This is a genomic window from Bacillus capparidis (assembly GCF_017832095.1).
GTDB classification, from domain to species: Bacteria; Bacillota; Bacilli; order Bacillales; family Bacillaceae; genus Bacillus; species Bacillus gobiensis.
In genome coordinates, this window is the sequence record NZ_JAFDST010000002.1 from 1 (window position 1) to 22,677 (window position 22,677).

The 22,677-nt window shown below is 34.7% G+C and carries 19 protein-coding genes and 2 pseudogenes; 12 read left to right on the forward strand and 9 right to left on the reverse strand.

All coding sequences use genetic code 11. The annotated features are described in order from the left end of the window. Both JOC74_RS07045 and JOC74_RS07050 read left to right on the forward strand, forming a co-directional pair. Positions 1-1,324 (forward strand): glycosyltransferase family 4 protein (locus tag JOC74_RS07045; protein ID WP_312883786.1); only part of this gene is annotated, 1,324 nt, incomplete at its 5' end. A 949-nt stretch (positions 1,325-2,273) separates the two neighbouring features. Continuing rightward, positions 2,274-3,239, forward strand: coding sequence for a hypothetical protein (locus tag JOC74_RS07050; RefSeq protein ID WP_053603916.1), 966 nt, complete (start codon positions 2,274-2,276; stop codon positions 3,237-3,239). A gap of 210 nt (positions 3,240-3,449) precedes the next feature. On the opposite strand, the gene JOC74_RS07055 is transcribed toward JOC74_RS07050, so the two are convergent. Next, positions 3,450-4,517: a glycosyltransferase family 4 protein gene (locus JOC74_RS07055; protein WP_053603917.1), complete on the reverse strand. Its 1,068-nt coding sequence runs from the start codon at positions 4,515-4,517 to the stop codon at positions 3,450-3,452. Between the two features lie 180 nt (positions 4,518-4,697). Here JOC74_RS07055 and JOC74_RS07060 point away from each other — a divergent pair, with 180 nt between their 5' ends. Both JOC74_RS07060 and JOC74_RS07065 read left to right on the forward strand, forming a co-directional pair. Next, positions 4,698-5,882 (forward strand): IS256 family transposase, encoded by a 1,185-nt coding sequence (locus JOC74_RS07060; protein WP_053603918.1) that lies wholly within the window; start codon positions 4,698-4,700, stop codon positions 5,880-5,882. Positions 5,883-6,322: 440 nt separating this feature from the next. Beyond that, positions 6,323-7,090: a glycosyltransferase gene (locus tag JOC74_RS07065; protein WP_053603919.1), complete on the forward strand. Its 768-nt coding sequence runs from the start codon at positions 6,323-6,325 to the stop codon at positions 7,088-7,090. 324 nt (positions 7,091-7,414) lie between these two features. On the opposite strand, the gene JOC74_RS07070 is transcribed toward JOC74_RS07065, so the two are convergent. Then, the gene (locus JOC74_RS07070; protein ID WP_053603920.1) at positions 7,415-8,629 is read right to left on the reverse strand and encodes a glycosyltransferase family 4 protein; all 1,215 of its coding nucleotides are present in this window, start codon (positions 8,627-8,629) and stop codon (positions 7,415-7,417) included. Between the two features lie 243 nt (positions 8,630-8,872). On the opposite strand from JOC74_RS07070, the gene JOC74_RS24085 reads away from it, so the two are divergent. The 5 genes and pseudogenes from JOC74_RS24085 to JOC74_RS07090 all read left to right on the forward strand — a co-directional run bounded on the left by JOC74_RS24085 (position 8,873) and on the right by JOC74_RS07090 (position 12,019). Continuing rightward, the gene (locus JOC74_RS24085) at positions 8,873-9,073 is read left to right on the forward strand and encodes a hypothetical protein (RefSeq protein WP_312883787.1); all 201 of its coding nucleotides are present in this window, start codon (positions 8,873-8,875) and stop codon (positions 9,071-9,073) included. A gap of 194 nt (positions 9,074-9,267) precedes the next feature. Further along, positions 9,268-9,591 (forward strand): annotated as a pseudogene (locus tag JOC74_RS24090) (UDP-N-acetylglucosamine 2-epimerase). Between the two features lie 126 nt (positions 9,592-9,717). Further along, positions 9,718-10,707 (forward strand): polysaccharide biosynthesis protein, encoded by a 990-nt coding sequence (locus JOC74_RS07080; protein WP_053603921.1) that lies wholly within the window; start codon positions 9,718-9,720, stop codon positions 10,705-10,707. Positions 10,708-10,732: 25 nt separating this feature from the next. After that, on the forward strand, positions 10,733-11,128 hold the full coding sequence (locus JOC74_RS07085) for a Rossmann-fold NAD(P)-binding domain-containing protein (protein WP_053603922.1): 396 nt from the start codon (positions 10,733-10,735) through the stop codon (positions 11,126-11,128). Continuing rightward, the gene (locus JOC74_RS07090; protein WP_053603923.1) at positions 11,129-12,019 is read left to right on the forward strand and encodes an NAD-dependent epimerase/dehydratase family protein; all 891 of its coding nucleotides are present in this window, start codon (positions 11,129-11,131) and stop codon (positions 12,017-12,019) included. A 524-nt stretch (positions 12,020-12,543) separates the two neighbouring features. On the opposite strand, the pseudogene JOC74_RS07095 reads toward JOC74_RS07090, so the two are convergent. Together JOC74_RS07095 and wecB are read right to left on the reverse strand one after the other, a co-directional pair. Then, positions 12,544-12,762: pseudogene (locus JOC74_RS07095) on the reverse strand (polysaccharide biosynthesis protein); the annotation flags it as partial. Next, a complete protein-coding gene (gene wecB / locus JOC74_RS07100; protein WP_053603925.1) occupies positions 12,755-13,843 on the reverse strand; it encodes a non-hydrolyzing UDP-N-acetylglucosamine 2-epimerase in 1,089 nt (362 codons plus the stop codon). The gene wecB and the pseudogene JOC74_RS07095, both read right to left, overlap by 8 nt. A gap of 286 nt (positions 13,844-14,129) precedes the next feature. On the opposite strand from wecB, the gene JOC74_RS07105 reads away from it, so the two are divergent. Continuing rightward, positions 14,130-14,549, forward strand: a complete 420-nt coding sequence (locus tag JOC74_RS07105) for a VOC family protein (RefSeq protein WP_053603926.1) — start codon at positions 14,130-14,132, stop codon at positions 14,547-14,549. A gap of 35 nt (positions 14,550-14,584) precedes the next feature. Here JOC74_RS07105 and JOC74_RS07110 read toward each other — a convergent pair whose 3' ends face one another. The 4 genes from JOC74_RS07110 to JOC74_RS23880 all read right to left on the reverse strand — a co-directional run bounded on the left by JOC74_RS07110 (position 14,585) and on the right by JOC74_RS23880 (position 17,650). Then, positions 14,585-15,205: an alpha/beta hydrolase gene (locus tag JOC74_RS07110; RefSeq protein ID WP_053603927.1), complete on the reverse strand. Its 621-nt coding sequence runs from the start codon at positions 15,203-15,205 to the stop codon at positions 14,585-14,587. A gap of 134 nt (positions 15,206-15,339) precedes the next feature. Next, positions 15,340-15,792 carry a MarR family winged helix-turn-helix transcriptional regulator gene (locus JOC74_RS07115; RefSeq protein WP_053603928.1) on the reverse strand — a complete coding sequence of 151 codons (453 nt, stop codon included), beginning with the start codon at positions 15,790-15,792 and terminating at the stop codon, positions 15,340-15,342. A 121-nt stretch (positions 15,793-15,913) separates the two neighbouring features. Next, positions 15,914-17,125 (reverse strand): MFS transporter, encoded by a 1,212-nt coding sequence (locus JOC74_RS07120; protein ID WP_053603929.1) that lies wholly within the window; start codon positions 17,123-17,125, stop codon positions 15,914-15,916. A 393-nt stretch (positions 17,126-17,518) separates the two neighbouring features. After that, positions 17,519-17,650, reverse strand: coding sequence for a hypothetical protein (locus tag JOC74_RS23880; RefSeq protein WP_264080123.1), 132 nt, complete (start codon positions 17,648-17,650; stop codon positions 17,519-17,521). Between the two features lie 1,159 nt (positions 17,651-18,809). Between JOC74_RS23880 and JOC74_RS07125 the strand changes: the two genes are divergently transcribed. Both JOC74_RS07125 and JOC74_RS07130 read left to right on the forward strand, forming a co-directional pair. After that, positions 18,810-19,310 carry a hypothetical protein gene (locus JOC74_RS07125; RefSeq protein ID WP_053603931.1) on the forward strand — a complete coding sequence of 167 codons (501 nt, stop codon included), beginning with the start codon at positions 18,810-18,812 and terminating at the stop codon, positions 19,308-19,310. Between the two features lie 133 nt (positions 19,311-19,443). Further along, positions 19,444-20,097, forward strand: coding sequence for a hypothetical protein (locus tag JOC74_RS07130; RefSeq protein ID WP_053603932.1), 654 nt, complete (start codon positions 19,444-19,446; stop codon positions 20,095-20,097). 484 nt (positions 20,098-20,581) lie between these two features. Here JOC74_RS07130 and JOC74_RS07135 read toward each other — a convergent pair whose 3' ends face one another. After that, positions 20,582-22,621 (reverse strand): hypothetical protein, encoded by a 2,040-nt coding sequence (locus tag JOC74_RS07135; protein WP_211086111.1) that lies wholly within the window; start codon positions 22,619-22,621, stop codon positions 20,582-20,584. Positions 22,622-22,677: the final 56 nt, after the last annotated feature.

Sequence of the window (22,677 nt, forward strand, 5' to 3'; positions counted from 1 at the left end):
GGACAATGACTTAGAAAGAAGCAGAGACAGAAGTTCGGAAAGCAGTGTGGACAATGACTTAGAAAGAAGCAGAGACAGAAGTTCGGAAAGCAGTGTGGACAATGACTTAGAAAGCAGTCCGAAAAGCAATTCGGACATCAGCTTGGAAACCAGCTCAAAAGGCAAACTGAGCAACGACTTGAAAAGCAGTTCGGACATCAAATTGAAAACAAAGCCTAAAGCATTAGTTCCGATTAAGACGAAACACGTAAATATCTTATTTGTCTTTTTTGTTCCAAGCGGAGGAGTCGAAACCTTAAACCGACAAAGAAGCCACGCTTTTAAAAAGAAAAATATTAATTGTCATTTTCTTTATTATCGAAAAGAGAGAGAACTTATCAATGATCATCATGCCCCTACATTCATTACAAATGATGATGAGGTGATCAAAAGGATATTAGCTAAAGGAAAATATGAAGCAATTGTTATTACCTCAGATTATTTGGCACTCGCAAGATTTAGAAATTTGGGATACAAAGGGAAACTCATTTTAGAGGTTCAGGGGTACGGAGCAAAGGATTTTGCCAGATCAGAACTTGAAAAAGCCGTCCCTTACGTTACGAAATATGGGAATGGTCTGCTGAATCCGAAAACACCTCACATTATGCAAATCTTTAACGAATTATTTCTGGAAATTCCTAAGTTTTCGTTTAACAATAGCTTTGATACAAAAACGTTTTCTTATCAACCGCAATCTAAAATTCTTCAGCCGATTGTGGGCTGGACCGGCCGGATAGAATACAATAAAAACTGGAAAGAATTTTTGCAAATTGGCCATCATCTTATTCATGACTATAATCCTGAGATCCAGCTATACATGTTTGAGGATCCTTCGTTTTCAACACCTAAAGACAGAGAAGAGTTCTTTCAGCTTATCGGACGATTGAATTTAATTGATAACATTACAGTATTTGCAAATGCTCCTCATCAAAGTATGGCAGAGTATTTCTCAATAATTGGCGATTCAGGAGGATTTCTTTGCTCAACGTCAAGGGTTGAAGGGGCACCTTATTCCATTCTTGAAGCAATAAGCTGCAGATGCCCTGTATTAACAACGGATTCAGATGGGGTCAGAAGCTCCATCATTCATAATCAAACGGGAAAATATTACACGATAGGAAATATACCTGAAGCGCTTCAACAGGCTAAAGAACTGATTGAAAATCAACCATTAAGAGAACATATCATTTCAACAGCTATCATACATTTAAAATCGAATTTCACTCCGGAACAATACAGCCTTCATTTTAGTGAAATGCTTATTTCCTTAGGAATTGAGATATAACCTCCACCGCCATGAAAAAATTCCGCCGCCCGCTTAGCGGCGGACATTTTACATAGCTTCCCGATAATAAGTGAGAATGTCACTTAACTAGAAGGCCTCCCTGCATCTGTAATTAACAGGTTATTCTATTGCCCTATTGATTTTCACCCATTCTTTTAATTCTAACAGCATCTACCGATAAGGTGGAAGGGTATAAAGAAAATCGGTTCTCGTGTTTTTTATTGTACGATCAAGTATAAGAGCTTGATCGCGACTGATATTTACATCGTTTTTTCGCATACACACGTTGAATGACTTTCAGCAGGTCATATAATGAAGCTGACTTTCACGTAACATCTCAATAAATTTGTAAACTTCTAAATGTTACATACTTATTATTTGATGCCATTAATATTAATAGTAGGAAATATGTTGAAATATTCTTTGATCATAAGCAATCAAGGTATTGTTTTCATATTTTGTAAGGAAGCAATTTATGAATTTTTCCTGCGAACGAACACCTAATACCTCAATTTCAACATTCTTTTCATTTAATGCTTTAATTAAGAGACTTCCGCTATAAGTCGAAGAATCTGCATGCCGGAATTTTTATGACAAAAATCTCTTATTCTTTATTGGTAGTAGTTTAATATATCTCCAATACGAAGTGCAATATCCCTCTGTCTATTTAATCTATATATTATATGCCTTATGGACAAAAATGTAGAGGGCGTTCCAATCAATATTATTAATATTAGAGCTTGCCTATATCATTGAGAGAAGTTTGGACATAGTATATAAAAGAAAAAAAGTGGTTTCATAGAAAGGGGTGTAAAGTGTAATTCAATAATATTAATGACATGCTTTTTTTAAGAACTCTTGAAAATGCTAAATCATTATGAAAAGCTGCATAAGACTTGATTCTTTTGATCGTTAATGTTTGAAAAAAATAAACAGAGGGTGATGGAGAATGATGAAATTTTATTTAGTCGGCGCTAAACTAAAACCTAAAATATTGAATAATTGGGAATTATATGATAAAGCAATTGTTTTAGAACTTGAATTAGCAAACCATAAACATAAAATTAACAAGGCAGTTGAATATAATTCTCCACCAGCAGTTTGTCCGGATAATAATGCATCAATCTCTTTTACGGCTGCTACTCTATCAAATCAAAAACTATTTGTTGGGACTCATACTGAGGTATTAGTATACAATGAAAAAAATTTCAAAATAGAAAATTATATCTCACTTCCTATGTTTAATGATATACACCATGTAAAGCCTAGAACTAATGGGAATATTCTAGTTGTGAATACAGGATTAGATATGGTAATCGAACTTTCTCCAAAAGGAAAAGTTATTAATTGTTGGAATGTTTTAGGAAATCAACCGTGGGAAAGATTTAATAATTCTATTGATTATCGAAAAGTACCTTCAACAAAACCTCATGAATCACATCCTAATTTTGCTTTTGAAATTAACGGAGATATTTGGGTTACTAGATGTTTACAAAAAGATGCAGTGTGCTTAACTGATTCAAATAAAAAAATCTCAATCGGAAGAGAGTGGATTCATGACGGAATTGTTTATAATAATAAAATCTACTTTACTCAAATAGACGGAAGAGTTGTAATTGTTAATGCAAATACACTTAAAGTGGAAAAGGAAATCGATCTCGTTAAAATATCAAACCATAATATGAAGATAGGGTATTGTAGAGGAATAAGACCATTAAATGAAGAAAAAATATTGGTCGGTTTTTCAAGGGTAAGACCCTCAAGAGAATTTAAGCCGGATGGAACAATTACTTGGAAAGGTCAATACGGTCATATGCCAACAAGATTAGCATGTTTTGATATCGTTAATCAAAAATTGCTTTGGGAAATAAATTTGGAAGATTACGATTTAAATGCAATATATTCAATCAATTAGATTATGAAGTTGATGATGGAAGCAGGGAATGGGACACTACTTCCATCATTAAATTTTTGTCTACTAGCATGCCCCTAACCCCTCCGTAAAGTTGCTAGTATAGATCTCTCATTTTTATATCGTGATGCCAAGATTTTTTTAGTCACTACTTTTTTCTGTCTCCTATTCACATTCCATAAAAAGGAATTGCAATGTCTTGAAAGTATAGTTTTAGCTTTTATTAATCCCTAATAAATCAAGCATATTAGTAAAATTCGAATTATAACGTTCTAAACTGAAATTAGTCTGTACATGATTTAAAGCCTTAAGTCTTATCTGTTCTCTTAAAGTTGAATTTGTCATGAGATCTTTAGCTTGTTTAAACGCGTCATCTATTTGACCAATTTTATAGTATTTTCCGGTTTGGTTATGAATCACAGAAGTACGAACACCATAGCAGTCTGTAGTGAGAACAGGACAACGACTACACATTGCCTCTAATGGTGAATAAGGTGCCCCTTCTGCTTTAGAAGTAATACATAAAAATCCACCCGAATCCCCAATTATTGAGAAATAGTTTCTCATATACTTATTGGGAACATTAGCATACAAACTTAAGTTTTTATTTAAATTTAATGTATTTTTCATTTCCTCAAATTGTTTGCGCTCTTTCGGATTAGAAAGAGTTGGATCTTCAAACATGTATAGTTCTGTTTTAGGATTCTCTTCAATTAACTTTTTCCCAATTAATAAAAATTCCTTCCAATTCTTATTATCTTCAATTCGTCCAATCCAAGCAATTATAGGGTTAGGGTGCAAAGGGAATTTCTTGTAGGCATACTGAGTATAATCTATACAATTATTAAAACCGAATTTAGGAGTATTAGGGAAAAGTTCATTAAATAAATCTGTAATATAAGGTGTTCTTGGGTTTAATAATCCATTTGCATATCTAGATATAACCGGCTTAGCATGTGTTAACATATGCTTTGCTTGTTCTTTAACTCCACCTTGAAGTTCGTATATAAACTTTCCATTAAAACCCAATTTTCTAAATCGAGGCATTGTTAAATAGTCCGAAGCGATAATAACTGCATCGTACTTTCCATTAGATAAAATATTTCTAATCTTGCTGTCTTCATTCGTAATATAGACCGGGGCTTGATGATCATTAATAAATTTTTTGTCATTTCGATAGTAAAGAAACTCACATTGAATATTTTTTAGAGCTGCTTGACGTTGGCGATTTAGTGTCTCAATTCCCCCGCTAGGCAGATAAAAAACAAATAAAATTTTCATGAATAACCCTCCGTCAAAAACTTTCCTAGTTTTGTGATTTTGATATCTCTTTTCTGCTTTATTATTGAAATAAGCTAACATTGATGAGAGCGTAAAATATTTTGTGTAAATATAAAAAGGAAGACCTTTTCTAGTAAAATTGAGTTACCACACAAAATTCACAGAAAAGAGGTCTTCCCTATGAATCAGTTTACATCAGATATCGTCCAAGCTCTAGTAAAAAAAGAAGACATTACAGAGATTTTTCGTTCGCATTTAGAAGCAACTGTAAATACGCTGCTGGCAACGGAACTAACAGCTTTTCTAGACTATGAAAAATATGATCGTCTTGGTTTTAACTCTGGTAATTCCCGTAATGGTACATACTCTCGAACACTCCACACAGAATATGGCGATCTTCAGATCTCGATTCCTCGTGATCGCAACGTTGAATTTAGACAACGGACCGTTCAGCCATACAAACGTTCAAATGATACGCTTGAAGCCTTCGTCATTCATATGTTCCAAAAAGGTGTAACGATGGTAGAAATCTCGAGTTTGATCGAGAAAATGTACGGGCATCATTACACTCCACAAACGATTTCAAACATGACAAAAGTGATGACAGAACAAGTTGAGGCGTTTAGCCAGCGATCCCTTCATTCCCACTATGTTTGCGTGTACTTAGACGCTACATATATCGCGGTAAAACGTGAAACGGTATCCAAAGAAGCCGTGTATCTTGCCGTAGGCATTCGAGAAGACGGTTCAAAAGAAGTATTATCCTACACGATAGCTCCAACAGAGTCTGCCTTTGTGTGGAAAGAACTTCTGCTCGATTTGAAAGATCGTGGTGTAGAAGAAATCCTGCTCTTTATTTCGGACGGCTTAAAAGGTATTACAGATAGTATCTTCAGTGTGTATCCAGATGCCAATTATCAAACGTGCTGTGTTCATTTAGCCCGTAATATTGCCCATAAGGTACGTGTAAATGACCGTCCGAAAATTTGCGATGACTTTAAATCGATTTATCGTGCTGAAAGTGCAGAAGCAGGACGAGAAGCATTGAATGCATTCTGTGACAAATGGCGATCAGCGTATCCAAAAGTGACGAAGTCACTCAGTGAAAATTCTTATATCTTCACGTTTTACAGCTTTCCTAAATCGATTTGGAGAAGCATTTATTCAACGAATTTAATTGAGTCGTTTAATAAACAGATCAAGAAATATACAAAACGCAAAGAACAATTCCCTAATGAAGAAGCAATGGAACGATTCCTTGTTTCACAGTTTGAAGACTACAACCAACGCTTCGCCACACGTTGTCATATTGGTTTTAATCAAGCTCGTGCGGAGCTCGCAACTATGTTCAAATCGAAAGAATAACCAGCTATCTATTAAGAAAAGGATTTCTAGTATTTACACAAAATTATTGACGGTCCCACATTGATATATTAAAAGCTTTTATTTATTGATAATGAGTTATCAATACAAAAACATATTTTAATATATGTACGTGTACGAAATTTGTTTCCAAGAATCCAAACAATGAAACTTGCTTTTAAATATATTAAATAGAGACTCTCAAGGTTAACAAATTGAAACCGGGTAATGAAAAAACAGATCAATGAAATTAAAAAGGAGGAGGTGTTTTGAATTTTAAATTTGGTACTATAGATCATCATATTCTAAGAATCAGTTTAAATCATAACCCCTGTAAAACTTTAAAACACTAAAACATTAATCTGAAAATTTAAGATAGATAACTATAATGATCCTGGTCTTGATTGAAATGAAAATACAATGCTAGTTAAAGGAGTGTACTAATGAATCGTTCAGTTGGCATTATGATAACAACCACATCAGGTAGAGAAAACGTACTTTACTGGGTGATTAAAAATCTTTGCAAAGACATTACTATCCCATTTCATCTTTATATTTATAATGATCATGCTATGCCGTTGCATGCTATCTTACTCAAACTAATTAATGAACAGAAAAGAAATGATATTAAATTAGTTTTATATAATGACTTGCGAAAATTTAATAATAAAAAAATAGGATGTGGCGGTGCTAGGCATTTTATGTTTGAACAAGCAAAACTGAAGCACGATATAATAATTTCCTTAGATGATGATATGCAATTAAAACCTAAATGGCTAGAGAAAGTTGAAGAAGCAATGAACTACTTTCCGAACCATTGCGTCTTTACAGGTGTAGTCAGAGGACCGAAAGGAGATATTCAACATGCCGGTTCAACATTAAAAATTGAAAATAATACATTGTATCGTTCAGAAAATAAAGAAGTTAAATCTAAATATCATGTGACTGAGTGGGGGCCGATGGGATGTCTGGCATTTTGTCGTTCTGCTTTGAAAGATCACATTGTTATCCCATCTTTATATATAAGAGACGATGCTGCTTTTTATCTTCTTTTAAAACGTCTTGGAATTAATAATACAATTGTGGTTTCTGAAGCGGAAGCAATCCATAAGCCGATTCCAGTTCTAAACTCAAATCTACGTATTAAAGAAGAAATGGAAAAAGAAGTTATCTATTTTAGGGAAGTACACGGTCTGGAACTTGGTTATTAATAATATGGAAAAGAATGAGGGGCAGAGTATAGGGAATGAAAATAAAACTATCAACTTAACTTGACGCCATTGTATATAAAGCTAAACCTGAATTAATTTTCACAGTTACCATATGTACTAACAATAATTTGAATAGCCTTTTAATAAATTGATGTTCCTAAAAATTTAATAATGGTAATGAATTAAACCTGTCGTTTGGAGTTTTCCTAATTGGAATCCCTTGACAGGTCTTTTATATAATCTTATTCTTCTTGTATTGTTGGAATTAACTGATAATCTCTACTAACTTTTAAAGATTTGAATAGTTTTATAAAATTAATATCTCTATTTCTTATTTGTCTTTTTGGATATAGAACTTTGGTATACATCCAAAAGATTTTTAATAGCTTTTTCTTGGGACCAATGTGATAACCCCCACTGTTGTGCATTAGAACCAAGTTTTTTTCTAAATTCATCATGTTCTAGTAAATAATTTATATTAGTACATAGTTTGTTTGAATCTCCTGCTTTAGTTATTAATCCTGTCACTCCATGCTTTACCATATCTGGTAATCCTCCTGCATCACTAACTATAGCAGCTTTTCCGGCAATTTGTGCCTCAATTACTGATAACGGCTGGTTTTCAAAAATGCTAGGAAGGATAAAAATATCACTAAGTGTCAATAAATAAGGTACGTCATCTCGATTACCCCAAAAGATCACTTCTTTTTCTAAACCTAGTTCATTAGTTTTAAGCTTTAAAGATTCCATCATATAACCATCTCCTACAATCCAACAAATCCAATCATTACGTAAACTTTTCAATTGATGGAGAGAGGACAAAAGATATTGTATACCTTTAAGTTCAACCAATCGGCCAGAGTAAATAATAACTTTTTTATTTACTGGGGGTTTTATAGGCGACACTGCTTTTGTTCGTTTAAGAAATGTAATAGTGTCATAGCCATAATGGAGTACCTTTATCTGTTCATTTGGAACCTTATATTCATTATTTAATTTTTTTTTCAGCCATGAATTGGCTACTATCGTACATTCAGCAGCTGTTGCTCCCTCAAACTCAAGATTATCAAAATATTTCCATGCTAAATGAGAAGTTGGGGATTTTTTAATGTGGAAGTGTTTCAATTCATGAGCTACGCTTCCGTGTAGGCTTGCAACTAGAGGGGTTCCTAAAGGACGTATCTTATTAATAGCAGCTGTAGAAATAACATCCTGTGTATGAATTAGATCATAATGTTGTAACCCTATTTGATTTACACCTATCTCATATAAATGCCTTAAAAATTCATATCTCTTAATAAAGGAATCAGAAAAAATTGATGGGTCTTTATGTTTACTTAATCTTTCATTAACTAATGGAATCAATTTTTCTTTTTCCACTCTTCTATTTTTATTTACTATATAAATAAAATTATGTTCCTGACCCAATAAGTCAACCTCATGGCCTAATGACTCAAGCTCTTTTCTTAATTGCACCATATAATTCCATACTCCACCTGTATGAGGTACTACAAAGTAAGTAGCTAGCAAAATTTTCATAGTAACATCTCCCCTTTCTTAAAACATGCAATACTTATTCTAAGTATTAATATATTCATAGACTTTATCTTTTCTTAGACTTTTGTCTTTTTTTTTTAATTAGATGATGATTTTAGAATTTAGATGTAACAAAATTTTTAACGTGGCCAATAGCCTTTTTTTAAAATATAGTGAAATGTCTAGGACAAGAACTTCCTTAAATCCATAAACATATAAAAGAGAAGGGAGTAAGGAGAGCGATTTATGAAGGTATTAACTGTAGTAGGAACAAGACCTGAAATTATTAGATTAAGCTTTATCATTAAGAAGTTAAATGAATTAGCAGAAAAGCATCTCTTAATTCACTCTGGACAGACTTTTACTCATTCTTTGTACGGGAATCTTTTTGAGGAATTAGGGATTCGGAATCCGTATTATATATTATCGACTAAACAAAAATCCTAAGGTGAGCAGAAAAAAAATCTACTGAGAGAAGGAATGACTCCTAGTAGAATTTCGATTTGTGGGAATCCAATTTATGAAGTACTAACTCATTATGAAAAACAAATAACAAAAAGCAGAATTTTAGAAAACCTTAATCTCAGGAAAATAATTATTTTCTAGTAACCATTCATAGGTCGGAAAATGTAGACAACTCCATGCATTTAAAAAGCATCGTCAATACATTAAACACATTAGCAGATATCTACAAACAAAGGATCATCTTTAGTACTCACCCTAGAAAAAAGTCTAATCTAAATAAAGCAAAAGACATTCCCCTTAGTTACTTAATCGAATTTCATGAACCATTTGGTTTTTTTTGACTTTGTAAAATTAGGGGAAATGCTCATTGTGTTTTTACAGATATTGGAACATTTCAAGAAGAATGCTGCATTTTTCATATACCAACTGTGACGGTAAGAAAAACAACAGAAAGACCCGAAACAGTGGATTGTAGAAGTAATTTTATATCGGGATTATAAGAAAGAAACATCATTGATGGAGTAAAAGAAATGATATCTAGACCTACCAATTGGGTTTGTCCAACTGAGTATTTAGATTTAAATGTAACTGATAAAGTAATTAATATTCTTTAGGAGGTTTTGAAATTGTTTCCTAATAAAACGATCTTGGTAACAGGTGGAACTGGCTCATGGGGACAGGAATTGGTTAACCAATTATTGTACAACGGTCCAAAAGAAATTCGGATTTTTTCTAGGAATGAAACGAGTCAGGTCACAATGAAGCAGAAATTTAATAATAATCCAAAGCTTAAATTCGTAATAGGAGATGTAAGGGACAAAGAAGCAGTAATAGAGGTTTGTGAAGGCGTAGATTATATCTTTCATCTTGCTGCATTGAAGCATGTTCCTGTGTGCGAATCTCAACCGCTAGAAGCATTAAAGACGAATGTCATTGGTACTCAAAATATTATTGAAGCAGCTATTGTAAATGAAGTAGAAAAAGTTATTAATATTTCAACAGACAAAGCTGCAAATCCATCTAATTTTTATGGGATTACAAAAGCAATGGGAGAGAAACTTATTATTAATGCAAATGTTTTAACAGATAAAACGAAATTTGTTTGTGTCCGTGGAGGGAATATACTAGGTACAAACGGAAGTGTTATTCCAGTATTTAAACATGACATTAAAAACTATTCTAAAATAGGAATTACAGATAAAGAAATGACCCGTTTTTTCTTGACGGTAAAAGATGCAATTAAGCTTTTGTTTAAGGCAACTTACGAAAGTCATGGTGGAGAAATCTTTGTAATGAAGATGCCTACCTGCAAGATACTTGATTTAGCTCAAGTATTAATTGATAAGTATGCAGATGATGAAGTAATAATAGAAGAATCTGGTATCAGGCCTGGAGAAAAGCTTCATGAAATCCTGTTAACAGAGTTTGAGAGTCATAATACGATTGTCTATGACAATGAGTACTTTGTTATTCTCCCAACAATTCCAATTGAGGGTCTTAAAGAATATTATAAGGCTTATCCACAAGTAAAATTAGATACTTATTGTTCTAGTGATAATATAATCAGTTATGAAGAAATTAAAGCCATGCTAAAGGATGGAGGTTTTCTAGAATGAATATCCTCATTCTGGGAGGTCAAGGATGATCGTAGACTACTTGATTAGAGAAGAAGGTAATCACGGAGGGGTCGCCATAGATGCAAGTGATCTTAATCAAGTTAAAGAATATAAATATATACTAGAGAATAAGCCTGAAATTGCTTTGAATAGAGGGGAGCTCTTAAATGAAAATGCAGAAAGACATGTAATTGATGCGATTAAAGTTAAGAGTTTATTACTCCATTTTTTAGTAGATGTATTAGACACTTTTGGTGGAAAACACATTCATATTAGTATAGATTATCTTTTTTCTGGTAACAAAAGTTCTAATACAGAAGATGATCAAACAGATTGGTATAATATGCATTCTAAATTTAATGCTTTAGGAGAAGTTATACGAGTACCACATTTAACCCTACAAGATTGGATGAATAGGTAGATGATTAAGATCCTCATTACAGGTGCAGCGGGATTTACAGGTGTTAAAGCGTGTGCGTATTTCTTAAAGGAAGGATACGAAGTATATGGAATGGTTCATAAAAATACCCCTAAGGAAGAAAAAATCAAGTTCTTGTCTTGCGATCTAATGAATCATGAAGAGGTAGAAGCAACTCTTAAAAGTATAAAACCTCATTATGTCTTGCATTTAGCGGGACAAAACCACAGTGGAGTTTCTTGGGATAAACCAATTCCTACTTTTATGGCAAATGCAAATGGAACACTAAACTTACTTGAAGGAGTGCGACTTCATTCACCTCAAGCAAAAATAATCGTTGTTGGATCCGTAATAGACTTCAATCCTTGTTATCTAACAAAACCTAATCATCCATATGGCCTTTCTAAATATGTACAAACACTTTTATCTTCATGTTGGAGTACAATGTTTGATTTAAATATCATGATTGCTAGACCCTCAAATTTAATTGGACCAGGTCCTTCCAATGGTATCTGTTCTCTGCTGGCAAAAAAAATCGCCTTAAATGAAAGAACTTCTACGAGTATTGAATTTCACTTTCATAACCTTTTAGATCAACGAGACTTTCTAGATGTGAGAGATGCAATCAAAGCCTATCATACTATCTTTAAATACGGCAAAAAAAATAATTCATATACGATTGCTTCAGGTAATAGCAAGTCATTAGTAGATGTAGTGAGGGTCTTCAAGGATTTGACCCCTACTAATTTAATGATTACAACAGATTTTTTTCAACGTGTAGAGCCTATAAGAATTGATATTAAAGCGATAAAGTTGTTAGGGTGGGAGCCTCAATATACTTTCAATCAGAGCTTAAGGGATTCTCTGAATTATCATAGAGGAAATTTCTTTTAAAAATCTTCAAACTTTTGAAAATAATCGAATTATTACTATTTTCAAAAGTTTGAAGAATTAGAATAAAGTTTTTCTAAACTTCTTAAAATTTTCAGTCTGTATTTTTTTCATATAATTTTTATTTTTGTGAGTTACTACATCATTTAGTATTCTTTTTTCAACTTTTGTTGCCCATTACTAGAAATGATTAAGGTTTTGCCTTTTGGATTCTACTTATAAAGTATTTCATTTTTATTAAATTATAGTTCAAATTGTACTTTATAGGGATGGTGATTCATGAAAAGATGAAGAATCTTTGGCAGATGGTTTGAAATGGAAATAATAAACGGATATCAAAAATTTTATGGAGATTTTCTGCATCTACATGAGTCCAACTTGTCATCCCTTTTTTCAAACCCTCCAAATCATCAAATTCTTTTTTTAGAGAATAATACAGTAAAGCATCATCCTACACACGGAGAGCAATGAATCCGATGTCTTCTTTACATATTTCACTTTATTTAACAGGTAGATTGATTGAAATCTTTGGTGGCCTTTTTAAATGGATCTTTTTCTTTAATATCTCCAATAAGAAATTTTAATTTAGGGTTATTGTCAAATTCCTGCTTCATTGAAAATTGGCTGGTTTCATTTCTTGAGAAAATACGAATTTCCTTTGGTTCATAGGATAATAGTTGTTTGACCAATTCATGCCCCCAAGACCCAGTACCTCCTGTCACAAAAATCGTCTTGTTCTTAAACAACTTTTATGCCCCCTAGCACTAGTTTTATCACTCTGTCAGAAACGTCATTTCGATCATATCCATCTGGTATTGCCCAAGTTTTCGGTTGATTGATCATTACCTCCGTACAGTTTGCTATGTTTTCGGCATCGATTCCCGAAACCATATTGCTTCCGCATTCCACAGTTTCAGGACGTTCTGTCGTTTTACGAATAGTGACAGTAGGAACGTGAAACAAGCAGCACTCTTCTTGTACTGTTCCGCTGTCTGTTAGCACACAAAGCGCATTCTGCTCAAGCTTCACAAAATCAAAAAATCCGAACGGTTCATGAAACTCGACTAAAGGATGAATGTCAATCGCTTTGTCATTCAGCCGTGATTTTGTCCGAGGATGAATGCTGCAAATAATTCTTTTTTTATACGCTTCTGCAATTTTGTTAATGCCACTAAATATTTCAAGCAAACGGGATTCATGGTCAACGTTCTCAGCACGATGGGTTGTAACGAGAAAATAATCATCTTTTTGCAAACTTAACTTAGTAAGAATCGTACTTTTTTGAATCTCGTTTTTGTAATGTTCCAGCACCTCGTAAATTGGATTGCCAGATACAAAAATTCGATTTCTCGGAATTCCTTCTTTAACTAAATTTTCTTTGCTTTGCGGAGTGTATGGCAGGTTAAAACTTGAAATTGCATCAATGATTTTTCTGTTGATTTCCTCAGGTACTTCCAGATCAAAACATCGGTTTCCAGCTTCCAAATGAACAACAGGAATGCCCATTCGTTCAGCTAAGAGAGCACTAAGGCCGCTATTTGTATCTCCTAGAACGAGTACTTTGTCTGGTTTGTTTTCATTCAGAATCTTTTCTATCCGGCTGAAAATAGTAGATAGCTGCTCTCCCAGAGTTTGCTGCCGATCCAGCAAGACATAATCGGGATTTCTTACGTTTAATTGTTTGAAAAAAATATCGCTTAATGTTTCTGTGAAATTCTGTCCGGTATGAACTAATATATGCTGATCTGACAATTCATCGAGTTTTCTTATAATGATGCTTAAACGAATAATTTCTGGCCGTGTTCCTAAAATAGTCATGATTTTCATAGCCGCACCTCCAAACTGGATTTTTTTCCAGACAGGCTTTAATTTTAGTCGCCTTTCCTATAAATCTCTCAATCAGTATATGGGAAGGAGTTAATAATGATTAGACTAGCATCCTGCACTTTGTCAGAAAAAAAATAATTTAGTGGAGCATTAGATTTGAGGCAATTGTTTATCGTGCAGTCATAAATAGATTTAAGAGACTTATTCTTTCTTGTATCACATATGTAAGAATATAAATTTCGATATGTTAAAATATGAATGATTCATTAGCCGAGGAGAGATTCATGTGGATAAAAAAATTGATCACATTGGCATTGCAGTCCGAAACATTGAAAACAGTATCCACTTTTACGAAAACGTATTAACAGGTAAATTGATTGACCGTTATATAAGTGAAGCAACAGGCGTCGAAAGCGAGGTCGCGATCATGGAAGTAGGCGGGGAGAGAATTGAACTTCTGGCACCGACCAACAACACCACTTCTCCCATTGCCCGATTCATAAGACAGAAAGGCAAAGGCGTTCATCATATTGCTTATCGAGTCGATGACCTTCATGCAGCGATAGATGAACTGAAAAAACAAGGAATCCGAACTTTAGAAGATACTTTGCGGATAAACAAACACGGCAGGCGCTTGATCTATTTAAATCCTGCAGATACAGAAGGCACAATTATTGAATATTGTGATTACCCAAACCACTTGTGATGTAACTAAATAGGGGCTGAAAAAAAATTCAGCCCCTAAAAGTCTTCGGGTAAAATTTCCGCTTTATACCACTCTGCTGCAGCGTTTGCTTCTTCAAACGTCAGTTGATGCCCATGATTTTCCCAATGGAGCTGCACTTCAGCGTTTGCCTTTTTGAGCAGCGAAAAGAGCTCCTTTGATTCCAGCGGTGAACATAACGGATCATTCGTACCTGCAGCAATAAACACCTGCTTATCTGAAAGATCCGGCAGGTCGATTCCTCTTCTTGGAACCATTGGGTGATGCAATATCGCTCCCTTTAGAGCATCACGATAATGAAACAACAAGCTCGCTGCGATATTGGCTCCATTGGAATAACCAATCGCAATCAATTTTTCCCGGTCAAATTGATATTTTTCCGCTGCTTCGTCGAGAAATTCATGTAGTTCCTTCGTCCGAAAAATAAGATCCTCTTCGTCAAACACTCCTTCTGCAATCCTCCGGAAGAATCGTGGCATTCCGTTTTCTGAAACATTCCCCCGTACACTTAAAACAGAAGCATCTTCATAGAATCTTTCCGCAAGTGGTATAAGAGAAGTTTCATCGCCTCCCGTTCCATGCAGCAAAAGCAGCGTTGGCTTTGTCAGATCCTTTCCTTGTCTGAAAATGTGTTTCATTGTTATTCTCCTTTCACTCTAAATTTTTTGAACCATATATCTCGTATTCATTTATTATGAATGCGAGATATTATTATAAAAAAATATACCGAAAGCCATGGTGGAGGCAGTGAAATACCCCCACACTGATCATTTTACAGACCCTGAGCGTAAAACCCTAATTTTTTCAACTGTTTAATCATTTCTTCTTTTTCATCCGCAGTTAGTCCGCCAAATATTTCTTGAATGGAATTTTTGTGATTCGGGAAAATATCGTCCATTAATTTTTTACCTTCAGCCGTTATTTCCGCATATGTGGTGCGGCGATCCTTCGGACATGCTTTTCTCTCTACAAGTTTTTTATTTTCCAGCTTATCGACGACGTACGTAATACTGCTGCTTGCGATTAATACTTTATCGCCGATTTTCTGGATCGGATGTTCACCTTTGCTGTATAACAACTCAAGAACAGCAAACTCCGTTGGATTCAGTCCATAGGTTCGTATGTCTTCTACTACACGCTTTTTTACGGATTGCAATGCCCGAGTCAATACAACAAATAACTTGAGAGAAAGATCTCCGTCTTCTTTCGTTTTTTCAACAACCATACTGAACAACATTCCCTTGATAATAGTTTCGAAGTGGGAATAATTGTAGTTTACTTATTGCGAAAAGTCAAGATAACCCACTATGAAAAAAACCCTTATCATCATTGATAAGGGACAAAATTTACACTTGTTCAGGAACAACTTTTTTCGCCTTTTGCTTTAATGATCGTTTTTGCCAAACAATTGTTATGAGCAGCGTCATAGCTAAGAGCGCAAGGCCTAAAATGAACGGAAACGTAATTTGAACATCGTATAACATTCCGGCAAATGTCGGCCCCATCACATTTCCTATACTCATATACGCATTGTTCATACCCATGGCAAACCCTTGTTCATTTCCAGCCATTTTTGAGATAAGCGTATTCAAAACCGGTCGTAGGATAGAGGTTGCCAGAAAAATTAAAAGCGAGATTCCAAAAAATAAAACATAGCTGTTGGCAACGATCGAAAGAAAGAAACCAATTGCGGCTACCCCTAAAAAGATATTTAAAACAGAGCCTTCTCCGTATCTATGTACAATGCGATCTACAACAAAAAGCTGAACGATCACACTGATCATTCCGGTAGCGGTGATCATCACCGCAATTTGCTGAGGCGTTGCGCCAAACTGATCGTCGACAAACAACCCAATGACTGACTCATATGCCATTAATCCGAAGCTCATCACCAATGTAATGATCAGCGGAATAAAAATCGGCATCTTTACGGAACGAACCATTTTTCTTGCGAGAGATTCGTCATCCTTTGCCATCTGATTCTCAGGAGCAGTGAGATTTCGCTCGCTTTCTTTAAGAAGCAAGACGGAGAAAATAACGGCTGCAAGCGATACAATAGCAGAAATGAGAAATGGCGTTTTCAATCCAAAACCGGCTAAAAACCCGCCGATCCCGGGTCCAACAACGATTCCAAGAGACATAGCAGCAGAGATCAGGCTATTCCCTTTTGCTCGTTGATCCAGCGTAGTGATATCAGCAATATAGGCAAAAATAGCCGGAATAAGCAGAGCTGCGCCAATTCCGCCGATGACACGGGAAGCGTAAAGCAGCCAAATTGAATGAACCGCATAAAAAACAAACATGGACAGCGTTAACCCTGCAAGTCCAAAAATAATCATCTTTCTCCGGCCATATTGATCTGTCCATTTCCCGGCAATCGGCGAAAAGACAAGCTGCGCTCCCGCAAAAATAGCGATCATCAAACCGGCAGCAGTCCCTCCCTGATGAATTGACTCTAAATAAGCCGGCAGAATCGGAATAATAATGCCGAAGCTTCCTATCGCAATAAACATATTAATCATCAAAATCGTCAATCTTTTCCGCTGTTCAGCTGACATGGATTCAGCCTCTCTTTCTATCGTATATTTTTCGCTAATTCAATATTTTGAAAAACGGTTCTTTCATCAATAACATTTTTTCCATTTTTATGATGAAAAATACAAAGTGAAGCTTCAAGCACATTAAAAATAACTCTTGCAATGCAAGAGTTAAAAATAGATTAGAGATTTAATTTTTTTTGTTTTAAAGTTGATTTTCTTTTAGATATTTCTCTCTTCCGGTGATCCTGTTGTGCTTCTTTAGTTGGTTCTCTATTTTTTTCTGCTTTTTTTATGGTTGTATTCGGATGTTTCAATTCCCGAGTCTTGTTTAGTTTTCTCCCGCTAAAAAATTTATTCTACACGAACCACTCTACGGGAAAAAGAGGTTAGCAGGACTAGGAGATCTAAGCATCATCTCAATTCCTTCAACTCATTCTCTTTTTCTACAGCTTCTTCTTCGGTGAAAATGCCGTTATCTTTTAATATCTCTAAAATATCAAGTAAAAATTGACATGAGTCATTTTGAATACGATTAATATTCATCTCCTCCTTACTAATTATAACTACGTCCATTTAGTGAAAATAAAGGGGGTCTATTTGTTGATATTTCAGTAGGACATCTAGGGAATAATGTCAACGAATTGAAAAAAGCACTCATTTTAATCTACGAGTGCTTTTTGTTCTTTTTGTAGTCGTGTTCAAATGGTCACTCAATACTCTATATCCTTATTAGATTTAAATAGTTGCACCTCAAAATATGAAGTGGTTAGACCGTGGAAATGAATCGTTTAACATGTATATAAATGGCATGTATAACATTACGATTGCGACTATAAATAACAAGCATACTGTTACAAAAGAAATTAGAATAAAGATTACTTGTTTCATTTTTAGACACCTTTTTATAATTAGAAGTATTTGTTATACATAGAATTACTATGTATTATTATATACTGGTTAAAATTCCAAGTAAAGATTTTCATGCATCAATCATCTTACTCATAAATAGTGATTTTTGTCCTGCTGCAATTATTACCTTGATTGAAAACTAGTGTAATTCTTTAATAAAAAATGACACATTTCCTTGATTTACAAGAAAATGTGTCATTTTATTTTGATGCAAATGATGGAGTCAAGGGGGATCGAACCCCTGACCTCTACGCTGCCAGTGTAGACAGGTACTTCTGAATGGAGCGGACGTTCTTGGTCGAAACCTTATTTTATCAGTTTTTGTTTATGGTCATTCTGTTTAAAAATGGGCGCTTTTGGGTGTTTCTGAACAATTGCGTCCCCAATTCGTCCCCATGCGTCCCCAAATTATTAATTTCAGAATCATTTTGTTTATGACTATCACATTGGCGCTCCATCTCTTTCATATAGAGATTTACTAAATAATCGTAGCAAGCATTGTAACACTTGTCATCATGTGATCCTTCAATAATCCCCACCTTCATGATGAATACTCATGGATATGTTCACTGGAGTTGTAAAATGGCTGTTTCCTCCATGAGAATGGGATAAAAAAGGAGCTTTTTTAACTCCCCAGATTCGACTTTCAATGATGGTAATTATATGAGTCTTTCACTATTTCTACTTTAAAAGAAGCTATTAATCTAATCAAACGTGTTCAATGTATAGAGAAGAGACAAAAGAGACATACTATCACCGCAAGATATTTATTCAACTATGAGGAGCGTGTATTATGACAGAGATATTCAATGAATCTCAAGAACAAACGTTTTCAGGTCAAGTGCTTCAAGACAGTACGTTTGCAGGTGAAGTTAAATCGACCTCTTCTTCTATGCAAGCTACTACGGGAATAACTGAGGCCTTAGGTCGTATGCAAGAGTTACCGACAGAGGGTCGAATTCTGGGTGGCACCATCCTCAACTTCAATTTTGATCACTTCGGCGGGACCAATAATCTGAAGCCCGGTCGCCCCGAAACACTGAGAGCGCGTGTAAATCGACCAGCGGGGGCAAATTGGACTTTTGTCGGGATAAGCAAAATCAACTGTGGCTACATTAACGGGAATTTGGGTAATCCACAGATGGGTTTGCGTGAACGGCCACTGGGACAACTGCAGGTCGACACCCGGGTAGAGGGTGACGATATTGTCTGCACAATGCAGCTCACTGATAACAACGGGGACGACCCATGTGTAATGCGAGTCGGAGTCAATGTGCTGTTTTTTCAACCATAGAACAGGATGAGAATTTTCCAGTATGGTCGCAAGGTTGAAAATCAAAGGAATTGACGGAGGCCCGCACAAGTACCGAAGTATGTGGTTTCAGAGGAAACGGTAATAAATTGTTATTTGGAAAGGGAGTGACGACATGTCCGAGTTTTTTGCGATGATCACCACCTTCGGAAATTCACCAAGTGCCAATGCTCACCTTGAGGTTGGCCTGGACTCACAGGCGGCAAGTGCAGTTGACGTTACCTTCAATGTGTACAGTGAAAAGGGCGTTGAACTCGCCTGGTTCAGCCAACTCAAAAACGCGAACGGTTACGTATCTTCGTCTACCGATCCTAACAATGACCTGTTCCGGCTTAGCAAGGGGCAGCCCGCCTTAGTAAGGGCGCGGACACCATTGGTCGCACAGACCGCCAGCGCCGTGCTGCAACAGAGTGGTCCTAAAAACCGACTCGTGTTTGCCGTACCACCGGCGGTGAACTCCAGCGGAATACGGGTGGCGCAGGGAACAGTTTTCCCGCTTACAATCGGTTCAATCAACAAAGGTACACTACTCATCGCCAATGTTTCGAACTCGGACGTCAACGTCGATGTCTTCACTGGAACTGTGGGGGAGCCGGGAACAGGAAAGCACAACAACCCGAGCCTCACGAAGTTCTCGATCTGGTCTGTGGATCTGAAAGCATCCAATCAGTACTCGCACCTTGTCGTCATATCATCAGGCGATATCATTGTCCAGCTGGTGCTCGACGACGGTCAAGTCCATGCGGTGACCTGCCTTCCAAACTTTTAAGTAAAATAATCCTCCAAACCGTTCGTATTTAGAACGTTTTTCAGTTTGGGTACAGTTCCAGAGTTCCCTCTTAAGTGAAATCGTTGTTTGGATTGCTCTTGCTAAAAGTGAAAAAATCTTAATACCTACAGTCATTCCTGTCGTTATCGGCAGCGAAGGTTCGAATATTCTCATAGAATAGATCGTCTAAATATTTTAATTTTAACTATATAATTAATTTATTCCTCTCCAAATATCAATAATTTTTTTAAAAATTTTTTTGCTGTTTTTATAGCAGAACAAAAAAGCCAAAACCTTTATACATAAATGGGTTTTGGCTATTATTTTATTGGTATGTGCCAGGAGAGATTCGAAATCCGACCGACGACTTTGAAGCCCTGTTTTAGGTATGCTAATCAAACGCGATTTCATACTTATGAATATGTTCAATGCTCGTATACATCTCCTGAAAATCCATACTGGACTTCAACACTTTAATTTATCACTATTTAACAGTAGCTTCTAGACCTTCAATTTCTAACTCATCCTCAGTTTCCGATTCAATTAATTCTTCTATCTGCTGTTTAAACTCATCTGAATTTTGACTATTTCCGAATTTCTCCATAAGGTTTTTAATTTTCACTTCAAAATAACTATAATCTTCTTCAATGAGTTGTCTTGTTTCAACATCAGTAATTTGAACAAATTCTACCTTAAAATCTAATTTGGGATATTCTTTACATATTTTTGTTTCTAGAGACTCTTTAATATTAGATGAAATTTCACTGTCAGTATAAAAGAATATAAATAATAATTTATCCGTTAAACCATTTTCAATTTGATTAATTACTTCTCTTCTCCTTGGTGATCTAGGCACAAAGAGGATAGAATTTTGTCTACTAATAAACTTTAACTTCTCTAAACTGTTAATAGAGAAATCACTGTTAATAACGAACTTTTCATTGGAAATTTTTTCGGTAAAATCTCTTAAATATTTGTTTATTTTGGAAACAAATTTAAATTTTATTCCTTCATGTATACCTAATACTAAGTCCAAATAACCTAGGGAATTATACTGAGGTGTACTAGGTATACCTCTCACAATTTTAGCATTCTTAGAAACTACAGATAACAAATCTTTTTGAATAATTTCTTCATGTATTAACTTTTCAAGATAAAACTGATTAATTCCTTTTGAAAATTTTGTATCTATGGTTGTATCTGATAATACGATATCTACACGAAATAATCCTTGACTTGATATAGATATAAAACATTCCAAAGGAGTACTAAACAATAATCTACAAATCGTTATATTATCAGTATTTTCTGACAGCTCTGTAATCATTCCTCGTTGGTTAATCATGTTATATCCTTTTTGAGAATATAAATTTTTTATTATATCGATTAGGTTAAAGTCTTTATCAATTATGATACCTGTCATTGTCATCACAGTATTTAGACTATCATTATCTAAACTTTTCAAGATTTCTGTCGAACTTTCGGCATCCAATTTCTGCACTCTTCCACTGAACTCATTATAATTCTCTGATAAGAATCCAGATACAAAATTTAAAAAGTTGGATGTGATTATAGTCCAGTTTATTATATCTTGGTGTGGTATCTTCACTTCAAACAATGAATCATAGTCAGCTGATTGCCTTAACATATATCCATATGCAAAAAAAGCTGCCATATTTAGACATGAATATTTTTGAGGGTTTGATATTCTATCTTCTTTGGAGCTTTCTCTTATTTCTTTTAGAATCAATTTTAATTGAATTTCAAAACTAGAACATCTTGAAGAAGTATCAATTCCTAAATTTTCTATATTTACTTTGTTTAAAGATTCCACCATTGTTTCAACCATCTCAGTGAATTTTTCTTCTTTAAACAACTCTGAAAACAGTGGGAATATCCAGGTAAATGGGTTTTCAAAACTTTTCATACGACCTGCATTCATTTCTTGTCTAGAAATAAAATCTTCCTTCCCAGAAATGAGGATTTCATCAATATTATTTTTAAAAGCTTCTAGAGCTATCGGAGTAAAATGTTCAAGTTTTGTCTCATCTTCATTAGTATTATCAAGTTCCAGTATACTTTTGTCTATTACCTTTTCAGTTTTATAAAATTCTACCATAGATGCAAAACTATTATGTAATGAATAGTACATATTACTTACACATGTTCTACGTTGATTTTGGATCAGATTTATTTTAGAAGCCTTTGCATTCTGTAAGGCTGATTGATAATAAATCTTAGAGCGAGATATAAGATATTTATAAAAATTTTGCTTGTACCTTTCTCGATAAACTTGTTCAAGTTTTTGGAATGAGATAAAATTTTCAGTAATAGTTGTTTTTACTTTATTTTTGTACAAGACAAAAGAGGTTCTTTTTGATTCAGATTTACTTATTAAGTATCCTTCACTTAATAAGAAATCAACAACTCTTTGTATTGGATATTTTATTTCTTGAGCATCGTCGTCTATTACATAAATCACCTCATGCAACAAATCTGAATTCTCGATAATTAATTCATTCACAGTAACACCCCTAAAATAAAATATATAAATTTACAATAACATTTTTCAGATGACTC

Bases quoted from the DNA above. Each gene is read 5' to 3' on its own strand.
- JOC74_RS07050 (WP_053603916.1), top strand. From the start codon at position 2,274: ATGATGAAATTTTATTTAGTCGGCGCTAAACTAAAACCTAAAATATTG.
- JOC74_RS07055 (WP_053603917.1), bottom strand. From the start codon at position 4,517: ATGAAAATTTTATTTGTTTTTTATCTGCCTAGCGGGGGAATTGAGACA.
- JOC74_RS07060 (WP_053603918.1), top strand. From the start codon at position 4,698: ATGAATCAGTTTACATCAGATATCGTCCAAGCTCTAGTAAAAAAAGAA.
- JOC74_RS07065 (WP_053603919.1), top strand. From the start codon at position 6,323: ATGAATCGTTCAGTTGGCATTATGATAACAACCACATCAGGTAGAGAA.
- JOC74_RS07070 (WP_053603920.1), bottom strand. From the start codon at position 8,629: ATGAAAATTTTGCTAGCTACTTACTTTGTAGTACCTCATACAGGTGGA.
- JOC74_RS24085 (WP_312883787.1), top strand. From the start codon at position 8,873: ATGAAGGTATTAACTGTAGTAGGAACAAGACCTGAAATTATTAGATTA.
- JOC74_RS07085 (WP_053603922.1), top strand. From the start codon at position 10,733: ATGATCGTAGACTACTTGATTAGAGAAGAAGGTAATCACGGAGGGGTC.
- JOC74_RS07090 (WP_053603923.1), top strand. From the start codon at position 11,129: ATGATTAAGATCCTCATTACAGGTGCAGCGGGATTTACAGGTGTTAAA.
- wecB (WP_053603925.1), bottom strand. From the start codon at position 13,843: ATGAAAATCATGACTATTTTAGGAACACGGCCAGAAATTATTCGTTTA.
- JOC74_RS07110 (WP_053603927.1), bottom strand. From the start codon at position 15,205: ATGAAACACATTTTCAGACAAGGAAAGGATCTGACAAAGCCAACGCTG.
- JOC74_RS07115 (WP_053603928.1), bottom strand. From the start codon at position 15,792: ATGGTTGTTGAAAAAACGAAAGAAGACGGAGATCTTTCTCTCAAGTTA.
- JOC74_RS07120 (WP_053603929.1), bottom strand. From the start codon at position 17,125: ATGTCAGCTGAACAGCGGAAAAGATTGACGATTTTGATGATTAATATG.
- JOC74_RS23880 (WP_264080123.1), bottom strand. From the start codon at position 17,650: ATGAATATTAATCGTATTCAAAATGACTCATGTCAATTTTTACTTGAT.
- JOC74_RS07125 (WP_053603931.1), top strand. From the start codon at position 18,810: ATGACAGAGATATTCAATGAATCTCAAGAACAAACGTTTTCAGGTCAA.
- JOC74_RS07130 (WP_053603932.1), top strand. From the start codon at position 19,444: ATGTCCGAGTTTTTTGCGATGATCACCACCTTCGGAAATTCACCAAGT.